This is a genomic window from Legionella hackeliae (assembly GCF_000953655.1).
In the GTDB taxonomy this organism is placed as follows: domain Bacteria; phylum Pseudomonadota; class Gammaproteobacteria; order Legionellales; family Legionellaceae; genus Tatlockia; species Tatlockia hackeliae.
The window spans coordinates 3,128,911-3,147,119 of sequence record NZ_LN681225.1 but is presented as its reverse complement, the minus strand read 5'-3'; the positions used below and the strand labels follow the sequence as shown (position 1 = coordinate 3,147,119).

The following is an 18,209-nucleotide window of genomic DNA, read 5'->3' as shown; positions in this document are numbered from 1 at the left end:
GATGACTAAATTAACAAATTTGGCTGAAAAATTAGCGGCGGAATTGAATGGCTTGATTGTCTCAGCAAAAGTAGCTCATGGTGAGATTACTTTAGAATGCGAAGCCAACTACCTAAAAACTGCACTATATCAATTGCGCGATCATGAGGCATTTGAATTTAATCAACTCGTCGACGTTTGTGGCGTGGATTATTTACTCTATGGTGATTATGATTGGGAAACAGAATCAGCTACTGAACATGGTTTTTCCAGAGGGGTAGAGCGTCAGTCTGCAAAAGCATATGCGCTTTCTAAGCCACGCTTTGCAGTTGTTTATCATCTATTATCTACAACAAAAAATCATCGTGTACGTGTGAAAGTATTTTTAAATGAATCACATTTAATAGTTCCTTCTGTTCATGACATATGGAAATCTGCCAATTGGTTTGAGCGTGAAGCTTATGATTTATATGGAATTTTATTTGATGGCCACCCTGATTTACGTCGAATTTTGACAGATTATGGATTTATTGGTCATCCATTCCGTAAAGATTTTCCCCTAAGTGGGCACGTGGAAATGCGTTACGATGCTCGCGTACAGCAAGTCATTTATGAACCAGTAGATATCGAGCCAAGAATACTCGTACCTAAGGTAATTCGGAATGATAACCGCTATATCGATCCAAAAACACAAGGGGATGAGCAATGATTGAATTAAAAAATTATACGCTCAATTTTGGTCCGCAACACCCTGCGGCGCATGGAGTATTACGGCTTGTCATGGAGCTGGAAGGTGAAACAATTGTGCGGGCTGATCCACACATTGGCCTATTACACCGTGCTACTGAAAAATTAGCTGAAACAAAACCTTTTTTACAAAATGTTGGTTACATGGACCGTTTGGATTACGTGTCCATGATGTGTAATGAACATGCTTACGTACTAGCAATCGAAAAATTGCTCGGAATTGAAGCCCCTATTCGAGCACAATATATTCGAACCATGTTTGATGAAGTGACTCGTATTCTAAACCATCTTCTCTGGTTGGGAGCTACGGCACTGGATATTGGTGCAATGACTGTATTTCTTTATTGCTTCAGAGAAAGAGAAGATTTATTTGATTGTTATGAGGCTGTTTCTGGTGCACGCATGCATGCCAAATACTACCGTCCTGGTGGAGTGGCTCGCGACCTACCAAATACCATGCCACAATATAAACCTTCGCGTTGGCATAGTGAGCGTGAAGTTGAGAGAATGAATGAACACCGACATGGTAGTTTACTTGATTTTCTATGGGCATTTACAGAACGTTTCCCTAAGTGTGTAGACGAATACGAAACGCTTCTAACGGACAATCGTATATGGAAACAACGGACTGTCGATATCGGTGTTGTTTCTCCTGATATGGCATTACAATGGGGCTTTACTGGTCCTATGCTTCGAGGCTCAGGTGTTGCTTGGGACTTGCGTAAAAAGCAACCTTACGCGGTTTATGACAAGATGGATTTTGATATCCCAGTAGGTAAAACTGGTGACTGTTACGACCGATACCTCGTTCGTGTAGCTGAATTACGCCAATCTAACCAAATCGTTAGACAATGTATTGAATGGCTTCGAAAAAATCCAGGTCCTGTAAGAGTAGATGACCATAAAATTACGCCGCCGACACGTGAAGAAATGAAACATGATATGGAAGCATTAATTCATCATTTCAAATTATTTACGGAAGGTTTCTGCTTACCTCAAGGCGAGGTGTATGCTGCAGTAGAAGCGCCTAAAGGAGAGTTTGGTATTTATCTGGTTTCAGATGGAGCCAATAAACCTTACCGTCTAAAAATTCGAGCGCCTGGGTTTGCTCATTTATCCAGCTATGATGAAATGGTTCGAGGACACATGCTTGCTGACGGTGTGGCAATTTTGGCAAGTCAGGATATTGTCTTTGGTGAGATTGATCGCTAGATTAAGCAGGCAATACCTGCATAACTAAAAATGTATTAGGGTTAGAAAACAATGTCTGAGAATTCAGCTAAATTACTTCGTCAATTTGTATCATCTGCAGGTATGGATGACATTGATCATTGGATTGCTAAATATCCGGTTACTGAAAGACAATCGGCTGTCATGAGTGTGTTGAGAATAGTGCAAGAAGAGCATGGCTATTTGACACCCGAATTGATGGATGCGGTAGCTGATTACCTGAATATGCCTGCAATAGCAGTTTATGAGGTGTCTACATTTTATACAATGTATGAGCACAAACCTATTGGTCGACATTTAATTAATGTATGTACCAATATCTCATGCAAACTTTGTGGCTCTTCAAAAATAGTTAGTCATTTACAAAAGAAATTAGGTATCAAACTTGGTGAGACAACGCCTGATGGTAAATATACCTTACGAACAGTAGAATGCTTGGGCGCATGTGTAAATGCACCTATGATGCAAGTGGATAAAGATTATCACGAAAGCTTGACCCCTGAAAAAATTGACCAGGTTTTGGAACAATACCAATGAACGATAGAGGTGAGTTGTCATGGTTGAATTAAATCAAATCTGTTACCGTACATTTCACTTGGACAAGCCTTGGACGTTGGCTGCTTATCAAAGTATCGGTGGTTATAGTGCGTGGCAGCGTATTCTGAAAGAGCAAATCCCACCTCAGCAAATTATTGAAGAGCTGAAAACATCTGCATTACGAGGTCGAGGTGGTGCTGGTTTCCCAACTGGACTAAAGTGGAGCTTCATGAATCGCAATACACCCGTACAAAAATACGTTGTGTGTAATTCAGATGAGGGTGAGCCTGGTACTTGCAAAGATCGCGAAATTTTAAGCTTAAATCCGCATCAGTTAATTGAAGGAATGGCGATTGCCGGTTACACCATGGGTGCAACCGTGGGTTACAATTATATTCGTGGTGAATTTTGGCTCCCATTTGAACGTACGGAGTCAGCTCTAAAAGAAGCTTACGAGGCAGGACTTCTTGGAAAAAATATTTTAGGCTCTGGTGTCGATTTTGACTTGTTCAACCACTTAGGTGCTGGTGCTTATATCTGTGGTGAAGAAACTGCATTATTGAATTCACTGGAAGGTAAAAAAGGCCAACCCCGCTTTAAGCCTCCATTTCCTGCAAACTACGGTTTGTATGGCAAGCCCACAACAATTAATAATACAGAAACATTTGCCTCTGTTCCTGTGATTATGGAAAAGGGCGGCGAATGGTTCCTTAAGCTAGGCAAACCCAATAATGGTGGCGCAAAATGCTTTAGTGTCAGTGGACATGTTAATAAGCCTGGAAATTTTGAAATACCGTTAGGGACCCCTTTTAAAACGCTACTCGAGTTGGCTGGTGGCGTGCGAGAAGGTCGAAAAATTAAAGCTGTTATCCCGGGGGGTACTTCAATGAAAGTATTACCTGGCGATGTCATGATGAATCTGGATATGGATTATGACAGTATCCAAAAAGCTGGTTCTGGTTTGGGTTCTGGCGCAGTAATAATTATGGATGAAACAACCTGCATGGTAGATACTCTTTATCGCATTTCTGAGTTTTATATGGATGAATCATGTGGACAATGTACACCTTGTCGTGAAGGCACAGGCTGGCTAGTTCGTCTTATTCATCGTATTAAAGAAGGCCACGGAGAGCCGGGTGATATTGAAAAATTGGCAAACGTTGCAGATAAGATTGAGGGACGTACCATTTGTGCTTTAGGAGAAGCGGCGGCATGGCCGGTGCAAAGTTTCGTAAAGCATTTTTATCATGAATTTGAATATTTCATTAAGCATAAACGCTCGATCGTCGCAGCATAATTGAGAAGGTTTAAACAATGGCCACCATTGAAATCGACGGTAAAACATTTGAAGTTGAAAACGGTAAGATGATTATTGAGGTAGCAGATGAAGCCGGAATTTATATTCCGCGCTTTTGTTACCATAAAAAATTATCAGTTGCTGCTAATTGCCGCATGTGCCTGGTTGAGGTTGAAAATGGCCGTAAGCCAGTGCCCGCTTGTGCTACGCCTATCACAAATGGCATGAAAGTTTTCACTAAATCAGAAGAAACTCTTCGTTCACAAAAAGCGGTTATGGAGTTTCTCTTAATTAATCATCCACTTGATTGCCCTATTTGCGATCAGGGTGGTGAGTGTGAATTGCAAGATATCTCAATGGGATTTGGCTATGACGATTCTGAATATCAGGAAAGTAAGCGATCAGTAGATGATGATAACCTGGGTTCGCTTATCTCCACGGAAATGACTCGTTGTATTCACTGCACGCGATGCGTACGTTTTGGCGAAGAAGTCGCTGGAGTCAGGGAACTAGGTGCTACAGGTCGTGGCGAGAAGATGCAAATTGGCACTTATGTACAACATAGCATGACGTCTGAAGTGTCTGGAAATATCATTGATCTCTGCCCAGTAGGTGCCCTAACTTCAAAACCCTACCGCTTTACAGCGAGAGCTTGGGAGCTTGTCCAACATGACAGTGTGGCTCCACATGACTGCCTAGGCTCCAACGTCCATTTGCATGTTCGACGTAACAAGCTTTTGCGTGTTGTTCCACGCGAAAATGAGTCTATCAATGAGACTTGGTTATCAGATAGAGATCGATTTAGCTACTTAGGATTGAACCATGAGGCACGGGCAAGTCAGCCTAGAATTAAGCGCAATGGCCAATGGGAAACAGTAGACTGGACTACGGCTCTTAAATTTGCTGCCGAAGGTATTAGTCGTGTTATCAAGCAACATGGTCCAGAACAATTTGCAGCATTTGCATCCTCTTCATCGACACTGGAAGAATTATATTTATTACAAAAATTAATGAGAGAGCTTGGGGTTAATAATATCGACCACCGTATCCAACAAGTAGATTTTGCAGACCAGGCCACACAGGCTACTATTCCCAGCAGCTCGTTAGACTACTTCGAATTAGAAAACCAAAGTGCTCTTCTTTTATTGGGTTGTAACATCCATCGTGAAGTTCCACTAGCTGGTGTGCGTGTTCGCAAGGCATTTCGTAATGGTGCTTCAATCTTTGCAATTAATCCTGTGGACTACGAGTATCATTTCGAACTGACCAATAAAATCATAGCATCGCCACAAGAATTGCCAATGCAAATGGCAAAATTGGTATTAGCGATGACAGATGATGTTACCAAGCTTCCTGAAGCCGTACAAAAATTGTTATTAGGCTTGCAAGTTGATGAATCTACCACGGCTATTGCAAATGCCTTACGTCAACCGAAGGCTGCTATTGTTACGGGTGCAATATGTGAGAATCATCCTGAAGCTTCCTTGTTACGTACGTTAGTCAATCAGATAGAACAGCTCGGTGTTCGAGTATTAAGACTAACAACTGGCTCTAACAGTGCAGGTGCATGGTTAGCGGGTATGTTGCCTCACCGAACAGTGGCTGGTAAGGAAGTTGAAGTTCCGGGGCTTGATGTGCAAGCTGCTTTAAATGCCAAGCTAAAAGGCTACTTCCTTATGGCAGTTGAACCGGGATATGATTTTGCAAATCCTTATCGCGCTCGTCAGTCAATGCTGGGAGCTGAATTTGTGGTTATGCTTTCAGCATTTCAACACGAGTCAATGCAAGATTATGCCGATGTAATATTGCCAATAGCACCCTATGCTGAAACATCTGGCACATATATCAATGTCAACCAGGCTTGGCAAACTGTGAAAGGTGCTGTAACCCCTCATGGCGAGGCAAGGCCTGCCTGGAAAATACTAAGAGTTTTAGGTAATTTGTTGCATTGCAAACAGTTTGACTATCTCTCTACAGAAGATGTACTGCAAGAAATTAAGTCGTTAGCGAATATGACAACAGAGACTAAGTATCAACCTTATTACCCTGAGTCATTGCCAGTGAATAATCAAGATTTGGTTCGCGTGGGTGAGTGGCCTTTGTATCGCTCAGATATGATTGTTCGACATGCACAGGCATTACAAGTTTGTGCCGCAGCAGAAACTGCATGCATAAGAATTCATCCAGAAACTGCTCAACGATTGAAATTAGATGAGGTTGCTACTGTATCTCAAGGTGATATTGAGATAACATTGCCGCTTAAACGAGACGAACGTATAGCCCCCGATGTCGTCTGGGTGGCAAATGCAATGCCAGAGACAATTGATCTAGGGCACTCTTTTGCTGCAATAACAATAAAGGGTTAGGATAAAAATATGCTACAAGATATTGGCATTCTGCTTTGGATCATCATTAAAATTGTGATCATTGTTGTACCGCTGCTGTTGGTAGTGGCGTATCTAACCTATGCTGAACGAAAGGTTATCGGCTATATTCAAGTGCGTATCGGTCCAAACCGAGTAGGTTGGCGTGGATTAACGCAACCTTTTGCTGACTTGTTAAAACTGATTACCAAAGAAATCATTGTTCCGACAAAGTCTAACAAGTACTTATTTGTTATAGCGCCACTCTTTGCTTTAGCACCAGCTTTAGCGGGTTGGGCAGTGATTCCTTTTTCTGAAGGAATCGCTTTAACAAATATTAATGCCGGTGCTCTGTATTTATTTGCCATGAGTTCATTGGGTGTTTATGGTGTTCTAATTGCAGGGTGGGCTTCTAACTCCAAGTACGCTATGTTTGGAGCCTTGCGAAGTGCTGCACAAACCGTCTCTTATGAAATCGCCATGGGCTTTTCCTTCGTAGGTGTCTTGCTTGCTGCGGGCAGCATGAATTTAACAGACATTGTAATGTCTCAACAAGGTGGTATATGGCATTGGTGGTTTTTACCATTATTGCCCCTCTTTCTGGCATTTTGGATTTCTGGTATTGCCGAAACTAATCGTGCCCCATTCGATTTAGCTGAAGGTGAGTCTGAAATTGTTGCAGGCTTTCATGTGGAATATTCTGGGATAGGGTTTGCATTATTTTTCCTATCTGAATATGCCAGTATGATTTTGATATCTACTGTCATAGCATTGCTCTTCCTAGGAGGATGGTTATCCCCATTCGAAGGAATACCTTTTTTAAATGATATTTTCTTTGTGGTGCCTGGCTTTATCTGGTTGTTTATCAAGGTCGCATTTTTCCTCTTCGTTTATCTGTGGATTCGTGCAACCTTTCCGCGTTATCGCTACGATCAGTTAATGCGTTTAGGATGGAAGGTATTGATCCCGGTGACTATAGTTTGGGTGATTGTTACGGCCTTAATGGTAGTAGCACAACTAAAACCATGGTTTTAACCAGTCATAATTGAGCAAGCTAATGAAACAAGCATACCGATACATTAAACACTATCTTCGCAGCTTTTTGCTTCTGGAGTTATTTACCGGTTTGAAATTAACTGGTAAGTACTTCTTTAAGAAAAAAATTACTGTGCAGTTTCCTGAAGAAAAAACACCATTATCTCCACGTTTCCGTGGGATGCTGGCTTTAAGACGTTATCCTAATGGTGAAGAGCGATGCATCGCTTGTAAGTTATGCGAAGCTGTATGCCCAGCTTTAGCGATTACCATTGAGTCTGAGCCACGTGAAGATGGTTCACGACGTACAACACGCTATGATATTGATATGTTCAAGTGTATCAACTGTGGCTTATGTGAAGAATCTTGTCCTGTTGATTCAATCGTTGTAACGCCAATTCATCATTATCATGTCAGTGAACGCGGTCAAAACATAATGACAAAAGAAAAATTGTTGGCTGTTGGTGATTTAATGGAAAAACAATTGGCCGCTGATCGAGAAGCCGATAAAGAATGGCGCTAATGGGGTGAGAAATGCATGACTTATTGGTACAAATAGTTTTCTATATCTTTGCTGGACTAGCACTGCTGTCTGCTGTGATGGTTATTACTCAAAATAACCCTGTTCGCTGTGTTCTATTCTTAGTGGTAACGTTTTTTGCAAGCGCTGTACTATGGATTATTGCTGAGGCTGAATTTTTAGCACTGATTTTAGTACTTGTGTATGTCGGGGCAGTAATGACATTATTTTTATTCGTGGTCATGATGCTAAATATCGATGTTGAATCGATGAAGTCGCATTTTGTTCGTTATCTGCCCTTTGGTTTGATATTAGTAGCATTACTGACAGGCCTACTACTCGTGGCAATTCCCGAAGAATCATTTAACAAAGCAGTTGAGACTACAGCGCACGCAACAGCAACAAGTGTAGACGATGAAAATTATGTCGCGCCTTTAAAGGCAGTCTCTAATACTGAAGAAATCGGCTTGGTTCTTTACACCGATTACGTCTTTGCTTTTGAAATTGCGGCAGTATTGCTATTGGTAGCGATTGTCTCTGCCATTACTCTTGCTCATCGAGGAGCTATTCGCTCCAAGCGTCAAGATATTACCAAGCAAATCATGACGCGCCATGAGGATAGAGTTGAACTTATTAAAATGAAATCAGAGAAATAACCAGGACAAATTAATGATACCAGTAAATAACTATCTGATATTGGCTGCAATTTTGTTTGGATTAAGCTTAGTCGGCATCATGCTTAACCGTAAGAACGTCATATTGCTGTTGGTTTGTATCGAACTCATGTTGTTGTCGGTAAATACCAACTTTATCGCCTTTTCTCACTATTACGGGGGAGTCACTGGCGAGGTTTTTGTCTTCTTTATCTTAACCGTTGCTGCTGCCGAAGCGGCAATAGGTTTAGCCATTGTGATGTTGCTCTATCGTAATCGGGGCAATATTGATGTTGACAAGATGAATCATTTAAAAGGTTGATAACGTGAGTATACAACAACTATGTCTCGTAATTGTTCTCGCACCTCTGGTTGGCTCAGTGGTTGCTGGATTATTTCGCAATCAAATTGGGCGTGTAGGAGCACATTCGGTAACTATTGCCGGCGTGGGTATCTCGTTAATATTGTCCATTTATGTTGCTGTAGAAATTCTTAGCGGAAAAGTTGACCCAGTAAATATAAATTTATACACTTGGGCAAATGGTGGTGATTTATTTCCCTATGCGTTTCATATTGGCTTTTTAATTGACCCATTAACCGTGGTCATGCTGGTCATTGTAAATTTTGTCTCATTTCTTGTGCATATTTACAGTATTGGTTATATGGTTGATGATGATGGCTATCAACGCTTTTTTAGCTATATCTCTTTATTCACATTTATGATGTTAATGTTGGTAACAGCCAATAATTTCTTACAACTATTCTTTGGTTGGGAAGGTGTGGGCTTAGTTTCCTATTTGCTAATCAGTTTTTGGTATCAAAAAGAATCTGCCATCGAAGGTGGCTTAAAAGCATTCCTCGTAAATCGTGTTGGTGATTTCGGATTTGTTTTAGGCATTGGTATGGTTCTGGCTTATACAGGCAGTTTAGATTATGAAACAGTGTTCCGCAGCGCAAATGCATTGACAAGCCAAACGATAGATATTTTCACAGGTCATTCTTGGTCAGTAATTACAGTGATCTGCTTATTACTTTTCGTTGGAGCAATGGGTAAATCTGCTCAAGTTCCCTTGCATGTATGGTTGCCTGAATCCATGGAGGGTCCTACACCAATTTCAGCGCTCATCCATGCAGCAACGATGGTAACCGCGGGTGTTTTCATGATTGCCCGCATTTCGCCATTGGTCGAATTGTCTACTACAGCACTTAGCACCATTTTAGTCATTGGTGCGACTGGTGCTCTATTTACTGGAATACTTGCCATAGTCATGAACGACATTAAGCGAGTAGTGGCATATTCAACGCTGTCTCAATTAGGATATATGATGGTAGCTATGGGTGCTTCAGCTTATAGCGCAGGAATGTTTCATTTACTAACGCACGCCTGTTTTAAAGCGCTATTATTCTTGGGAGCCGGTTCAGTAATCATCGGTATGCACCATGAACAAGATATGCGTAAAATGGGTGGACTTTGGAATAAAATGCCTATTACCTACATTACATTTGTCATCGGTAGTTTAGCGCTTTGTGCCCTGCCTCCTTTTGCTGGTTTTTATTCAAAAGATACCATTATCGAAGCAGCAAAACTTTCAGAAATCCCTGGTAGTGGTTATGCCTATTTCTGTGTGGCAGTCGGTGCTATGGTCACTGCAGTCTATACCTTCCGCGCTTTGTTTATGACATTCCATGGTACGCCAAGAATGGACGAACATACGCTGTCCCATTTACACGAATCACCATGGGTCGTATGGCTTCCTTTAGTATTGTTGGCGATTCCATCGCTAATCATTGGCTATATCCTTTACATGCCAATGCTTTTTGATGCTCCTTCATTATTAGGAAAGTCATTGTTTGTCTTACCAGAGCATAATGTTCTTGGTGAAATTGCTAAAGAAGTTTCTTCACCATGGAAAGAAGCGTTGCATTCAGTAACCACCTTAACTTTTTGGATTACTATAGCAGGAATATTGATCGCATGGGTTTGCTATATTGCTATGCCTCAAATACCTGTAATTTTGTCGCAAAGATTGTCCTGGTTGTATCGCATTCTTGTTAATAAATATGGGTTTGATGCCTTTAATAATCTTGTTTTTGTGCGTGGATCCAAAGCGCTTGGTCGCTTCTTTTATAATACAGGTGACCAAAAGCTTATTGATGGCATGATAGTGAATGGAACTGGTCGTACTGTAAGATGGTTTGCCCAAAAAGGACGTGCTATTCAAAGTGGTTATCTATACCATTATGCAACCGTAATGGTGTTTGGTCTGTTTATTTTCTTATGCTGGTTGTTACTAGGCTGATTATAAGGTGAAGGTATGCATCATTTGCTCAATTTATTGATCTGGTTGCCTATCATCGGCGGTGTGTTTGTATTTCTCACTGGTGATGATAACAATCCTAATGTATCGCGTTATTTAGCTCTTTTTACAGTGTTATTAACGCTGATTATGTGCATTCCTTTGGTCACTGGATTTGATTCCAACTCCTATACAATGCAATTTGTTGATGAATATCCCTGGATGCCTAGTTTAGGTATTAACTATAGTCTTGGCATTGACGGATTGTCTTTATTACTTATTGTATTGAGCATATTCACTAATCTTATTGTTATTTTAGCCACTTGGGACAGCATTCATAAACGCGTAGCTCAATACATGGCAGCTTTTTTGATTATGCAAGGCTTCTTAGTCGGGGTTTTTGCCTCTCTTGATGCGATTGTTTTCTATATTTTCTGGGAAGCAACACTTATTCCAATGTATTTAATTATTGGTATTTGGGGATCAGATAATCGGGTTTATGCCGCGATTAAATTCTTCCTATATACCTTTTTAGGCTCTGTTCTCATGTTAGCCTCATTTTTATACATGGGGTATATTGTGGGTTCATTCAAAATTGAAACGCTTTATGCGATTAAGTTAGGAATGACAGCGCAAACGCTTATCTTTATTGCTTTCTTTCTTGGTTTTGCAATTAAGATTCCAATGTTTCCTGTACATACCTGGTTACCTGATGCGCACACTGAAGCTCCAGCTGGCGGCTCGATAGTATTAGCAGCTATTTTATTGAAGTTAGGTGCTTACGGGTTTATCCGGTTTGCATTACCAATAGTACCCGATGCATGTAGTAAATATGCAATGGTTATGATTGCGTTATCGTTAATAGCAGTAGTCTATGTCGGATTAGTTGCTATTATTCAGCAAGATATGAAGCGCTTGATTGCTTATTCCTCTATCTCACACATGGGATTTGTTACTTTAGGCTGTTTCGCAATTTTTGCTATTGCTCATCAATCCGGTATTCGCAATGCTGCTTTAGTACTTGAGGGTGCAATTATCATAATGATTTCACATGCCTTTGTTTCTAGTGCAATGTTTGCTGGAGTGGGTTTCATATACGATCGTATGCACACCAGACAAGTGAAAGATTTTGGTGGGATTGTGAATACTATGCCTATCTTCGCCTCATTTTTTATGCTGTTTGCTATGGCCAATGCTGGTTTACCCGGTACCTCAGGCTTTGTGGGCGAATTCATGGTTATTTTAGGGGCGGTCAAAGCTAATTTTTGGATAGCTTTTTGGGCTGCAACCACCCTTATTATTGGTGCCGCCTATACATTATGGATGTATAAGCGAGTAATTTTTGGGCCGGTTGCGAATGATAAAGTCGCTAACCTAAAAGACCTTACAGGCTTTGAGATCAGTGCTTATGTACTACTCGCTTTGATGGTAATAGGAATGGGCGTGTATCCAAAGCCCATACTGGATTATGTACATCAATCTGTGAGCCATACTTTGGCTGAAGCCAACAAATCAAAACTATAACTAGCAAGGTTAAACTGACATGACAGTATTATTAGAGAATCTACACATTGCTTTGCCTGAAATGATTGTGCTAATTACAGCCTGTGTTGCCTTGCTGGCCGATCTATTTTTACGTGATCGCTTTGCTTCGATTGCATTTGTTATTGCAGAGATTGGTCTTATCTTGGCTGCTGCAGTTAGCTTTTTATTTCTTGGTAGTTTTAAGGTAACAATCTTAGGTGGTCTATTCATTAGCGATGATATCGCTCAGCTTATGAAGTTATTTATCTATTTAACTGTCTTTCTGTGTTTCTTATATTCAAGGCACTATATTGACGAACGTCAAATCCCATCGGGTGACTATTATATTCTCGGTTTGTTTTCGACTTTAGGGATGATGGTTCTTGTTTCAGCACACTCACTATTAACCATTTATCTTGGGCTAGAATTACTTTCATTGCCTCTTTACGCAATGACAGCAATTCGACGCACCAATAGTGATGCAGCAGAAGCAGCGATGAAATACTTTGTCATGGGGGCTATTGCCTCAGGTATGCTGTTGTATGGTTTATCGTTATTATATGGTGCTACTGGTAAGCTCGATTTAATGGACATAGCTAATGCTGTAGCTGCAAATTGGCAACAACAAAATACGCTCTTGTCCTTTGCTCTGGTATTTATTTTAGCGGGTGTTGGTTTTAAATTAGCTGCTACCCCGTTTCATATGTGGGCACCAGATGTTTACCAAGGTGCACCTACATCAGTGACTCTATTCCTAAGTGCTGCACCAAAAATTGCAGCGCTGGGTATGGCCTTCCGTATTCTCACGATAGGCCTTCCTGATGCCTCAGTACAATGGCAGCAAATATTGATTGTTATGGCCCTACTATCTACAGGATTGGGTAATATTTTGGCAATTACGCAATCCAATATTAAGCGTCTATTAGCTTACTCTGCAATTTCTCATATTGGTTATGCTCTATTTGGTTTATTGACTGCCACTACTGCAGGCTATGCCGCAGCGCTTTATTATATACTTGTTTATTCTATTATGACGGTGGCTGCCTTCGGATTAATTGTGTTGCTCTCCAAAAATGGGATTGAGGTGGAAGCAGTAGATGACTTAAAAGGGCTAAATAAACGTAATCCCTGGATTGCATTTATGATGCTAATCGTCATGTTTTCCATGGCCGGTGTACCACCAACCGTAGGATTTTTTACGAAGTTATTGGTATTAAAGGCACTTGTTGATGTCCATCTGACATGGGTTGCTGTGTTGGGCTTAATCTTTGCGGTTATTGGTGCTTACTACTATGTTCGTATCGTTAAAGTAATGTACTTTGATGATGCAGTTGACAGTACCCCAGTACAACTATCAGCCCCAATGAATTTAATTTTCTCCGCAAACAGTTTATCACTGCTATTGTTGGGAATATTCCCAGCCGGATTAATTAATGCTTGTTTGAGTGCATTTTCCTAAATGCTAGAAAAAAGGCCAGGTATTTTCAATTCCTTGCCTTTTTTGCAGTCAGTGTATGGTATTTAAATAGATGGTGAGTGGCCTGTTAGTGAATTTGTTACGATGCATTTATTCATAGAAGCTGTCACAAAATCAACACTTTTCAATTCGCCGTCAATTGAACATTGATCCATGTTCGCATAATGAAAGCTCACATCTTCAAGTGAACAATGCATCATTTTCATTTTACTGGCAATCGCATTAGTAAATCTACAGTTCTTAAATTGCACATTATTAAAAAGTACATCGTCTAGTATCACCCCACTAAAATCGACATTCTCAAATACAGTATTACTAATCTGTGACTTACTAAAATTCGCGCCTAAAAAGCTGCAATTAGTAATTTTAGAATTATTTACTTTTGCTTGTGTCAATTGCACCCCATCGAAATTGCCGGTGCTTAGAGAAGCATTCAACAGGTTACATTTATTCAATTGACTAGAGCTTAGATTTGAATTTTGTAGTTCAATAGAGTCAAGAACGCTCCCAGTGAAATCAACATTCAGGAGTTCACTTCGATAAAATTTACTCGATAAAAGATTTGCCATGCGAAAGGAGCTGTTTGATAGTTTAGAATCCATGATAAAAAACAGCGCATTAGCCTTATCAAAAATAAAGTTCCCTTTTTGCCAACTTAAATCAACTTCCAGGCGATCCTGACGAGGTCGATTCTGCCCTTGGTAAGCAATGCCGATGAAATCTTTCTTTCCTGAAAGCAGTTGAGCTTTAATGGTACAAGCGAGAATCTTCATTTCGGTTCGTCGGACTTGTTCCTGATTTAATGAGGTTGTTAGATGATCATTTTCTTTATAGAGCGTAATTGAGAAATGTCCTATTCGTTCGGGTAGCTGATCATCTCGACTTAATGCTTTTTCACTGGTTTTTCCTAAATTGATTGTCCATAATTCTTCAGCATTTTTGCTATAAAAAATACCAAGATGTGCAGGAAATGCATATTTCTTTTTATGACTACCTTTTAAACTTCGATGGGCATGAGTCAATTCGTGATAAAGAGCACGATAAGAAGGCGAAATGGAGTATACAATCTGTTGTTTAGTACCTTTTGCAAAAATAATTTCCATATTTTGGGTTTTAGGAATTGCAACTATCACTTTTTCTAATGCTTTTTTTGGCTCGGTGCCGTGGGATGAGTGAGCAGTTGGATCTTTAACATAATATGATTTCAAATCATCAAGATCAAATCCAGAGAATGCTTTAACTTTGTCAGCGGATCCTTGTGTTTGAAAGGCGAATGCATCCGAAGGTGTTTCAGGTACCATTGCTGCAACATAATCCTCATCAGGTTGAAACTCAATAATCCTACCACCTTGAAGGTGGTTTCTAAATTTATTCAGCAAGTTTAATCCTGCAGGAAAACTTAATAACTTAAAGAAATCAGCCAATAAAATAGGATGGATATTTGAGGACGATTTTTCTTCTATGTAGGTGCTGAGTATCTCAAATATTTCAAACTGCATTTGCGGTTTAAGCGGTTTGTTAGAGGAGTTAGGATTTGCATCAGTTGTTTTTGAATAACTAGTCCAAACAATAATTTTTTCCTCGTCTCGTAACATTCTATACTGGGAGATGGCTTTTATTCTTAATGAAAAAATTAAATTTAATTGTTCTTGAAAATTTTTTAATTGTTTAGCAACATCTTGTTTGCTTAATGGTAATGTCGGATCAAAATTTGTATTTAATATTTGATTCACTTTTAGATGAACTCGGTGTTCAAGTTCATCTAAATTAGAAAAGAAAGAGCCTAACATATCACTTGATTGAATTTTATCAAATTTTCTTGCAAGTTGTACTAACTCATCAGATTCAATACGAGGCATAGCGATGACTCTAAATATTCATACTAAAAGCATAGTCAAGTTTTTACTAAAAAAACTATTTGCGAGTTTACTAAGAGTAAAATTTTGAAATTTATTTAAAGAAATCTTTTAAAATTTTAAAAAAAAAAAATTTCGCTACTATAATTTTTAGATAAAGATCAGAGTATACTTTGCAAAAAAGTAACGTATAAAATATGAGAAGTAAGGGTTTTACTGAATAATTATTATCAAAAAATAATCAATAACTCCATCTCCAATTATCAAATTTTTTGTTTGCTGTGATGTATATGTAAATAGTAAGCGTAAAAGCTAAAAAAAACTTGATAACTAAATGAAGGGTGAGTATACTTGGCCTCAGTTGATGCGGGGTGGAGCAGCCTGGTAGCTCGTCGGGCTCATAACCCGAAGGTCGTAGGTTCAAATCCTGCCCCCGCTACCACTATTAGAAACCCCATTTATGGGGTTTTTTATTATGTTTAAAATGGTAATGTGTGATTAAATTATTGATTGGGCATTACTCAAACCTACTTTCTCTGGATAGTATCTGCACAAGTAAGAAAGGAGTTATGCTAGGCGCGCCATTTTCATCATGAACACAGATGAAGATCATTCCAAAAATAGTGCCTGCTGATTAAGACAATAGTGGGTAGCCGAGTAGCATATGATAAAAAGCGAAATTGAACAATTATTAAAACCTTTGATAGAAGATTTAGAGTACGAATTATGGGGTTGCGAGTACTTGTCTCAAGGAAAACATTCCCTGCTACGTATTTATATTGATAAAGAGAACGGTATTGGTATTGAAGATTGTGAGCGTGTAAGCAAGCAAATTAGTGCACTGCTGGATGTTGAAGATCCTATTTCTGGGAATTACAGTTTGGAAATATCTTCACCAGGAATTCCTCGTCCTCTTTTTTATAAAGAGCAATATGAAAGATATATAGGCCATGATGTTCAGATCAAAGTATTTAAACCGATAAATGGTAGCCGGAAACTATCTGGTACGATCATTTCGACAGATGAAGATACTTTAATATTGAAAATAGGTGACAAGCAGCTAGAAGTGCAATTTTCCCAAATAGTAAAAGCAAATTTGACAGGCGAGTGAGGCGAACAATGAGCAAAGAATTGTTATTAGTTGCTGAGGCATTATCTAATGAAAAAGGTGTAAGTAAGGATGTTGTGTTGCAAGCCATCCAAGCGGCACTTGAATCTGCTACTCGTAAGCTCACAGATAAAGATATTGGTGTAAGAGTAAAATTGGATCCTCGAACTGGTGAGTATGAAACATTCCGTTATTGGGAAGTAGTTGCTGAGGATGAGTTAGAATTTCCAGAAAGACAATTGACACTTGCTCAAGCAAAAGAGCGCTCTCCCTCAATAGAAGTTGGTGAACGTATTGAAGAGCCTATGCCTTCTGTGGAGTTTGGCCGAATTGCTGCACAAACTGCTCGCCAAGTGATTATGCAAAAAGTTCGAGAAGCTGAAAGACAACAAGTAGTCGACCAGTTTAAAAACAAATTGGGACAACTAATTTATGGTGTAGTGAAGAAAGTCACACGCGATAATATTATTATCGACTTGGGCGGGAAAGCAGAAGCGTTTATGCCACGTAGTGAAATGCTTCCGAACGAAATGTTTAGACCTAATGATCGTGTACGTGCTTACCTTTATGAGATCGTGCCACAGGCAAGAGGTCCGCAACTTTTTGTTAGCCGAGTTCGTAATGAAATGCTAGTTGAGCTCTTCCGCATTGAAGTACCAGAAATTGGTGAAAACATCATTGAAATCAAAGCGGCTGCTCGGGAGCCAGGTAATCGCGCTAAAATTGCTGTCAAAACAAATGACGGACGAATCGATCCAGTGGGTGCTTGCGTAGGTATGCGTGGTGCACGTGTTCAAGCAGTGTCCAGCGAATTAGGTGGAGAGCGCGTAGATATTATTTTATGGGATGATAATCCTGCACAATTGGTAATCAACGCAATGGCTCCTGCGGATATTTCATCGATTGTTGTTGATGAAGATACACATACTATGGACTTGGCAGTTCAAAAAGAACAGTTATCGCAAGCCATTGGACGTAGTGGTCAAAATGTTAGATTAGCAAGTCAGCTCACAGGTTGGACTTTAAACGTGATGACTATTGAAGAGTTCAACAATAAAAGCCTGGAAGAGTCGAGCAAAATTATTAATTTGTTTACTTCGGCATTAGAAGTCGATGAAGAAATTGCAAATCTTCTGGTCGCAAATGGTTTTTCTTCATTGGAAGAGGTTGCCTACGTACCTAAAGAGGAATTGTTGGCAATTGAGGAATTTGATGAAGAAATTGTGGAAGAGTTACGAAATCGTGCTAACGATATTTTGTTAACTCAGGCTTTAACGTCTGGTCAAAGTTTACCAGGAACTCCTTCCGAATCATTGCTAAATATGGAAGGCATGACGGAAGCCCTGGCTACTAATTTGGCAGCCAGAGGAATTACAACCATGGATGAATTAGCTGAACAATCAGTTGATGAATTGTTAGATATTAAGGACATGACAGAAGAAAAAGCCGCTGAACTTATTATGAAAGCACGGGAGCCGTGGTTTCAATAAAGAATAATCAGACTGGATGAATTGAGAGTCAGGACATAAAAATCCTGCTCTAGAGGATTTTCGGGCTTATCAAAAAGCACAAACATGCAATTTTGA

Annotated in this window: 15 protein-coding genes and 1 tRNA gene; 15 read left to right on the top strand and 1 reads right to left on the bottom strand. The window is 39.8% G+C overall.

What is annotated here, in order from left to right:
- The first annotated feature begins 1 nt into the window (after position 1).
- From LHA_RS13905 to nuoN, 12 genes are read left to right on the top strand one after another with little or no spacing between them, the layout of a single operon-like run.
- Positions 2-688 carry an NADH-quinone oxidoreductase subunit C gene (locus LHA_RS13905; RefSeq protein ID WP_045107076.1) on the top strand — a complete coding sequence of 229 codons (687 nt, stop codon included), beginning with the start codon at positions 2-4 and terminating at the stop codon, positions 686-688.
- Complete coding sequence (locus tag LHA_RS13900; protein WP_045107075.1) at positions 685-1,938, top strand: NADH-quinone oxidoreductase subunit D; 1,254 nt, start codon at positions 685-687, stop codon at positions 1,936-1,938. Before LHA_RS13905 ends, LHA_RS13900 begins: the two co-directional genes overlap by 4 nt.
- A gap of 51 nt (positions 1,939-1,989) precedes the next feature.
- A complete protein-coding gene (nuoE, locus tag LHA_RS13895; RefSeq protein ID WP_045107074.1) occupies positions 1,990-2,493 on the top strand; it encodes an NADH-quinone oxidoreductase subunit NuoE in 504 nt (167 codons plus the stop codon).
- 19 nt (positions 2,494-2,512) lie between these two features.
- A complete protein-coding gene (nuoF, locus tag LHA_RS13890) occupies positions 2,513-3,790 on the top strand; it encodes an NADH-quinone oxidoreductase subunit NuoF (RefSeq protein WP_045107073.1) in 1,278 nt (425 codons plus the stop codon).
- Positions 3,791-3,807: 17 nt separating this feature from the next.
- A complete protein-coding gene (gene nuoG / locus LHA_RS13885; RefSeq protein ID WP_045107072.1) occupies positions 3,808-6,156 on the top strand; it encodes an NADH-quinone oxidoreductase subunit NuoG in 2,349 nt (782 codons plus the stop codon).
- Positions 6,157-6,165: 9 nt separating this feature from the next.
- Positions 6,166-7,188: an NADH-quinone oxidoreductase subunit NuoH gene (gene nuoH, locus LHA_RS13880; protein WP_045107071.1), complete on the top strand. Its 1,023-nt coding sequence runs from the start codon at positions 6,166-6,168 to the stop codon at positions 7,186-7,188.
- Positions 7,189-7,210: 22 nt separating this feature from the next.
- Entirely contained in the window at positions 7,211-7,711 is a 501-nt protein-coding gene (gene nuoI / locus LHA_RS13875) for an NADH-quinone oxidoreductase subunit NuoI (RefSeq protein WP_045107070.1), read from the top strand.
- 11 nt (positions 7,712-7,722) lie between these two features.
- Complete coding sequence (locus LHA_RS13870) at positions 7,723-8,364, top strand: NADH-quinone oxidoreductase subunit J (RefSeq protein WP_045107069.1); 642 nt, start codon at positions 7,723-7,725, stop codon at positions 8,362-8,364.
- A 13-nt stretch (positions 8,365-8,377) separates the two neighbouring features.
- Entirely contained in the window at positions 8,378-8,683 is a 306-nt protein-coding gene (gene nuoK / locus LHA_RS13865; protein WP_045107068.1) for an NADH-quinone oxidoreductase subunit NuoK, read from the top strand.
- A 4-nt stretch (positions 8,684-8,687) separates the two neighbouring features.
- Entirely contained in the window at positions 8,688-10,661 is a 1,974-nt protein-coding gene (gene nuoL, locus LHA_RS13860) for an NADH-quinone oxidoreductase subunit L (RefSeq protein ID WP_045107067.1), read from the top strand.
- A gap of 15 nt (positions 10,662-10,676) precedes the next feature.
- The gene (locus LHA_RS13855) at positions 10,677-12,182 is read left to right on the top strand and encodes an NADH-quinone oxidoreductase subunit M (protein ID WP_045107066.1); all 1,506 of its coding nucleotides are present in this window, start codon (positions 10,677-10,679) and stop codon (positions 12,180-12,182) included.
- Between the two features lie 19 nt (positions 12,183-12,201).
- On the top strand, positions 12,202-13,641 hold the full coding sequence (gene nuoN, locus LHA_RS13850; protein WP_045107065.1) for an NADH-quinone oxidoreductase subunit NuoN: 1,440 nt from the start codon (positions 12,202-12,204) through the stop codon (positions 13,639-13,641).
- A gap of 62 nt (positions 13,642-13,703) precedes the next feature.
- Here the strand turns inward: nuoN and LHA_RS13845 are convergent, their stop codons facing one another.
- On the bottom strand, positions 13,704-15,518 hold the full coding sequence (locus LHA_RS13845; RefSeq protein WP_045107064.1) for a pentapeptide repeat-containing protein: 1,815 nt from the start codon (positions 15,516-15,518) through the stop codon (positions 13,704-13,706).
- Between the two features lie 362 nt (positions 15,519-15,880).
- Here LHA_RS13845 and LHA_RS13840 point away from each other — a divergent pair.
- The 3 genes from LHA_RS13840 to nusA all read left to right on the top strand — a co-directional run bounded on the left by LHA_RS13840 (position 15,881) and on the right by nusA (position 18,113).
- Positions 15,881-15,957: transfer RNA gene (locus LHA_RS13840), tRNA-Met, on the top strand.
- Positions 15,958-16,179: 222 nt separating this feature from the next.
- Complete coding sequence (gene rimP / locus LHA_RS13835; protein WP_045107063.1) at positions 16,180-16,626, top strand: ribosome maturation factor RimP; 447 nt, start codon at positions 16,180-16,182, stop codon at positions 16,624-16,626.
- A gap of 8 nt (positions 16,627-16,634) precedes the next feature.
- Positions 16,635-18,113 carry a transcription termination factor NusA gene (gene nusA / locus LHA_RS13830; protein WP_045107062.1) on the top strand — a complete coding sequence of 493 codons (1,479 nt, stop codon included), beginning with the start codon at positions 16,635-16,637 and terminating at the stop codon, positions 18,111-18,113.
- Positions 18,114-18,209: the final 96 nt, after the last annotated feature.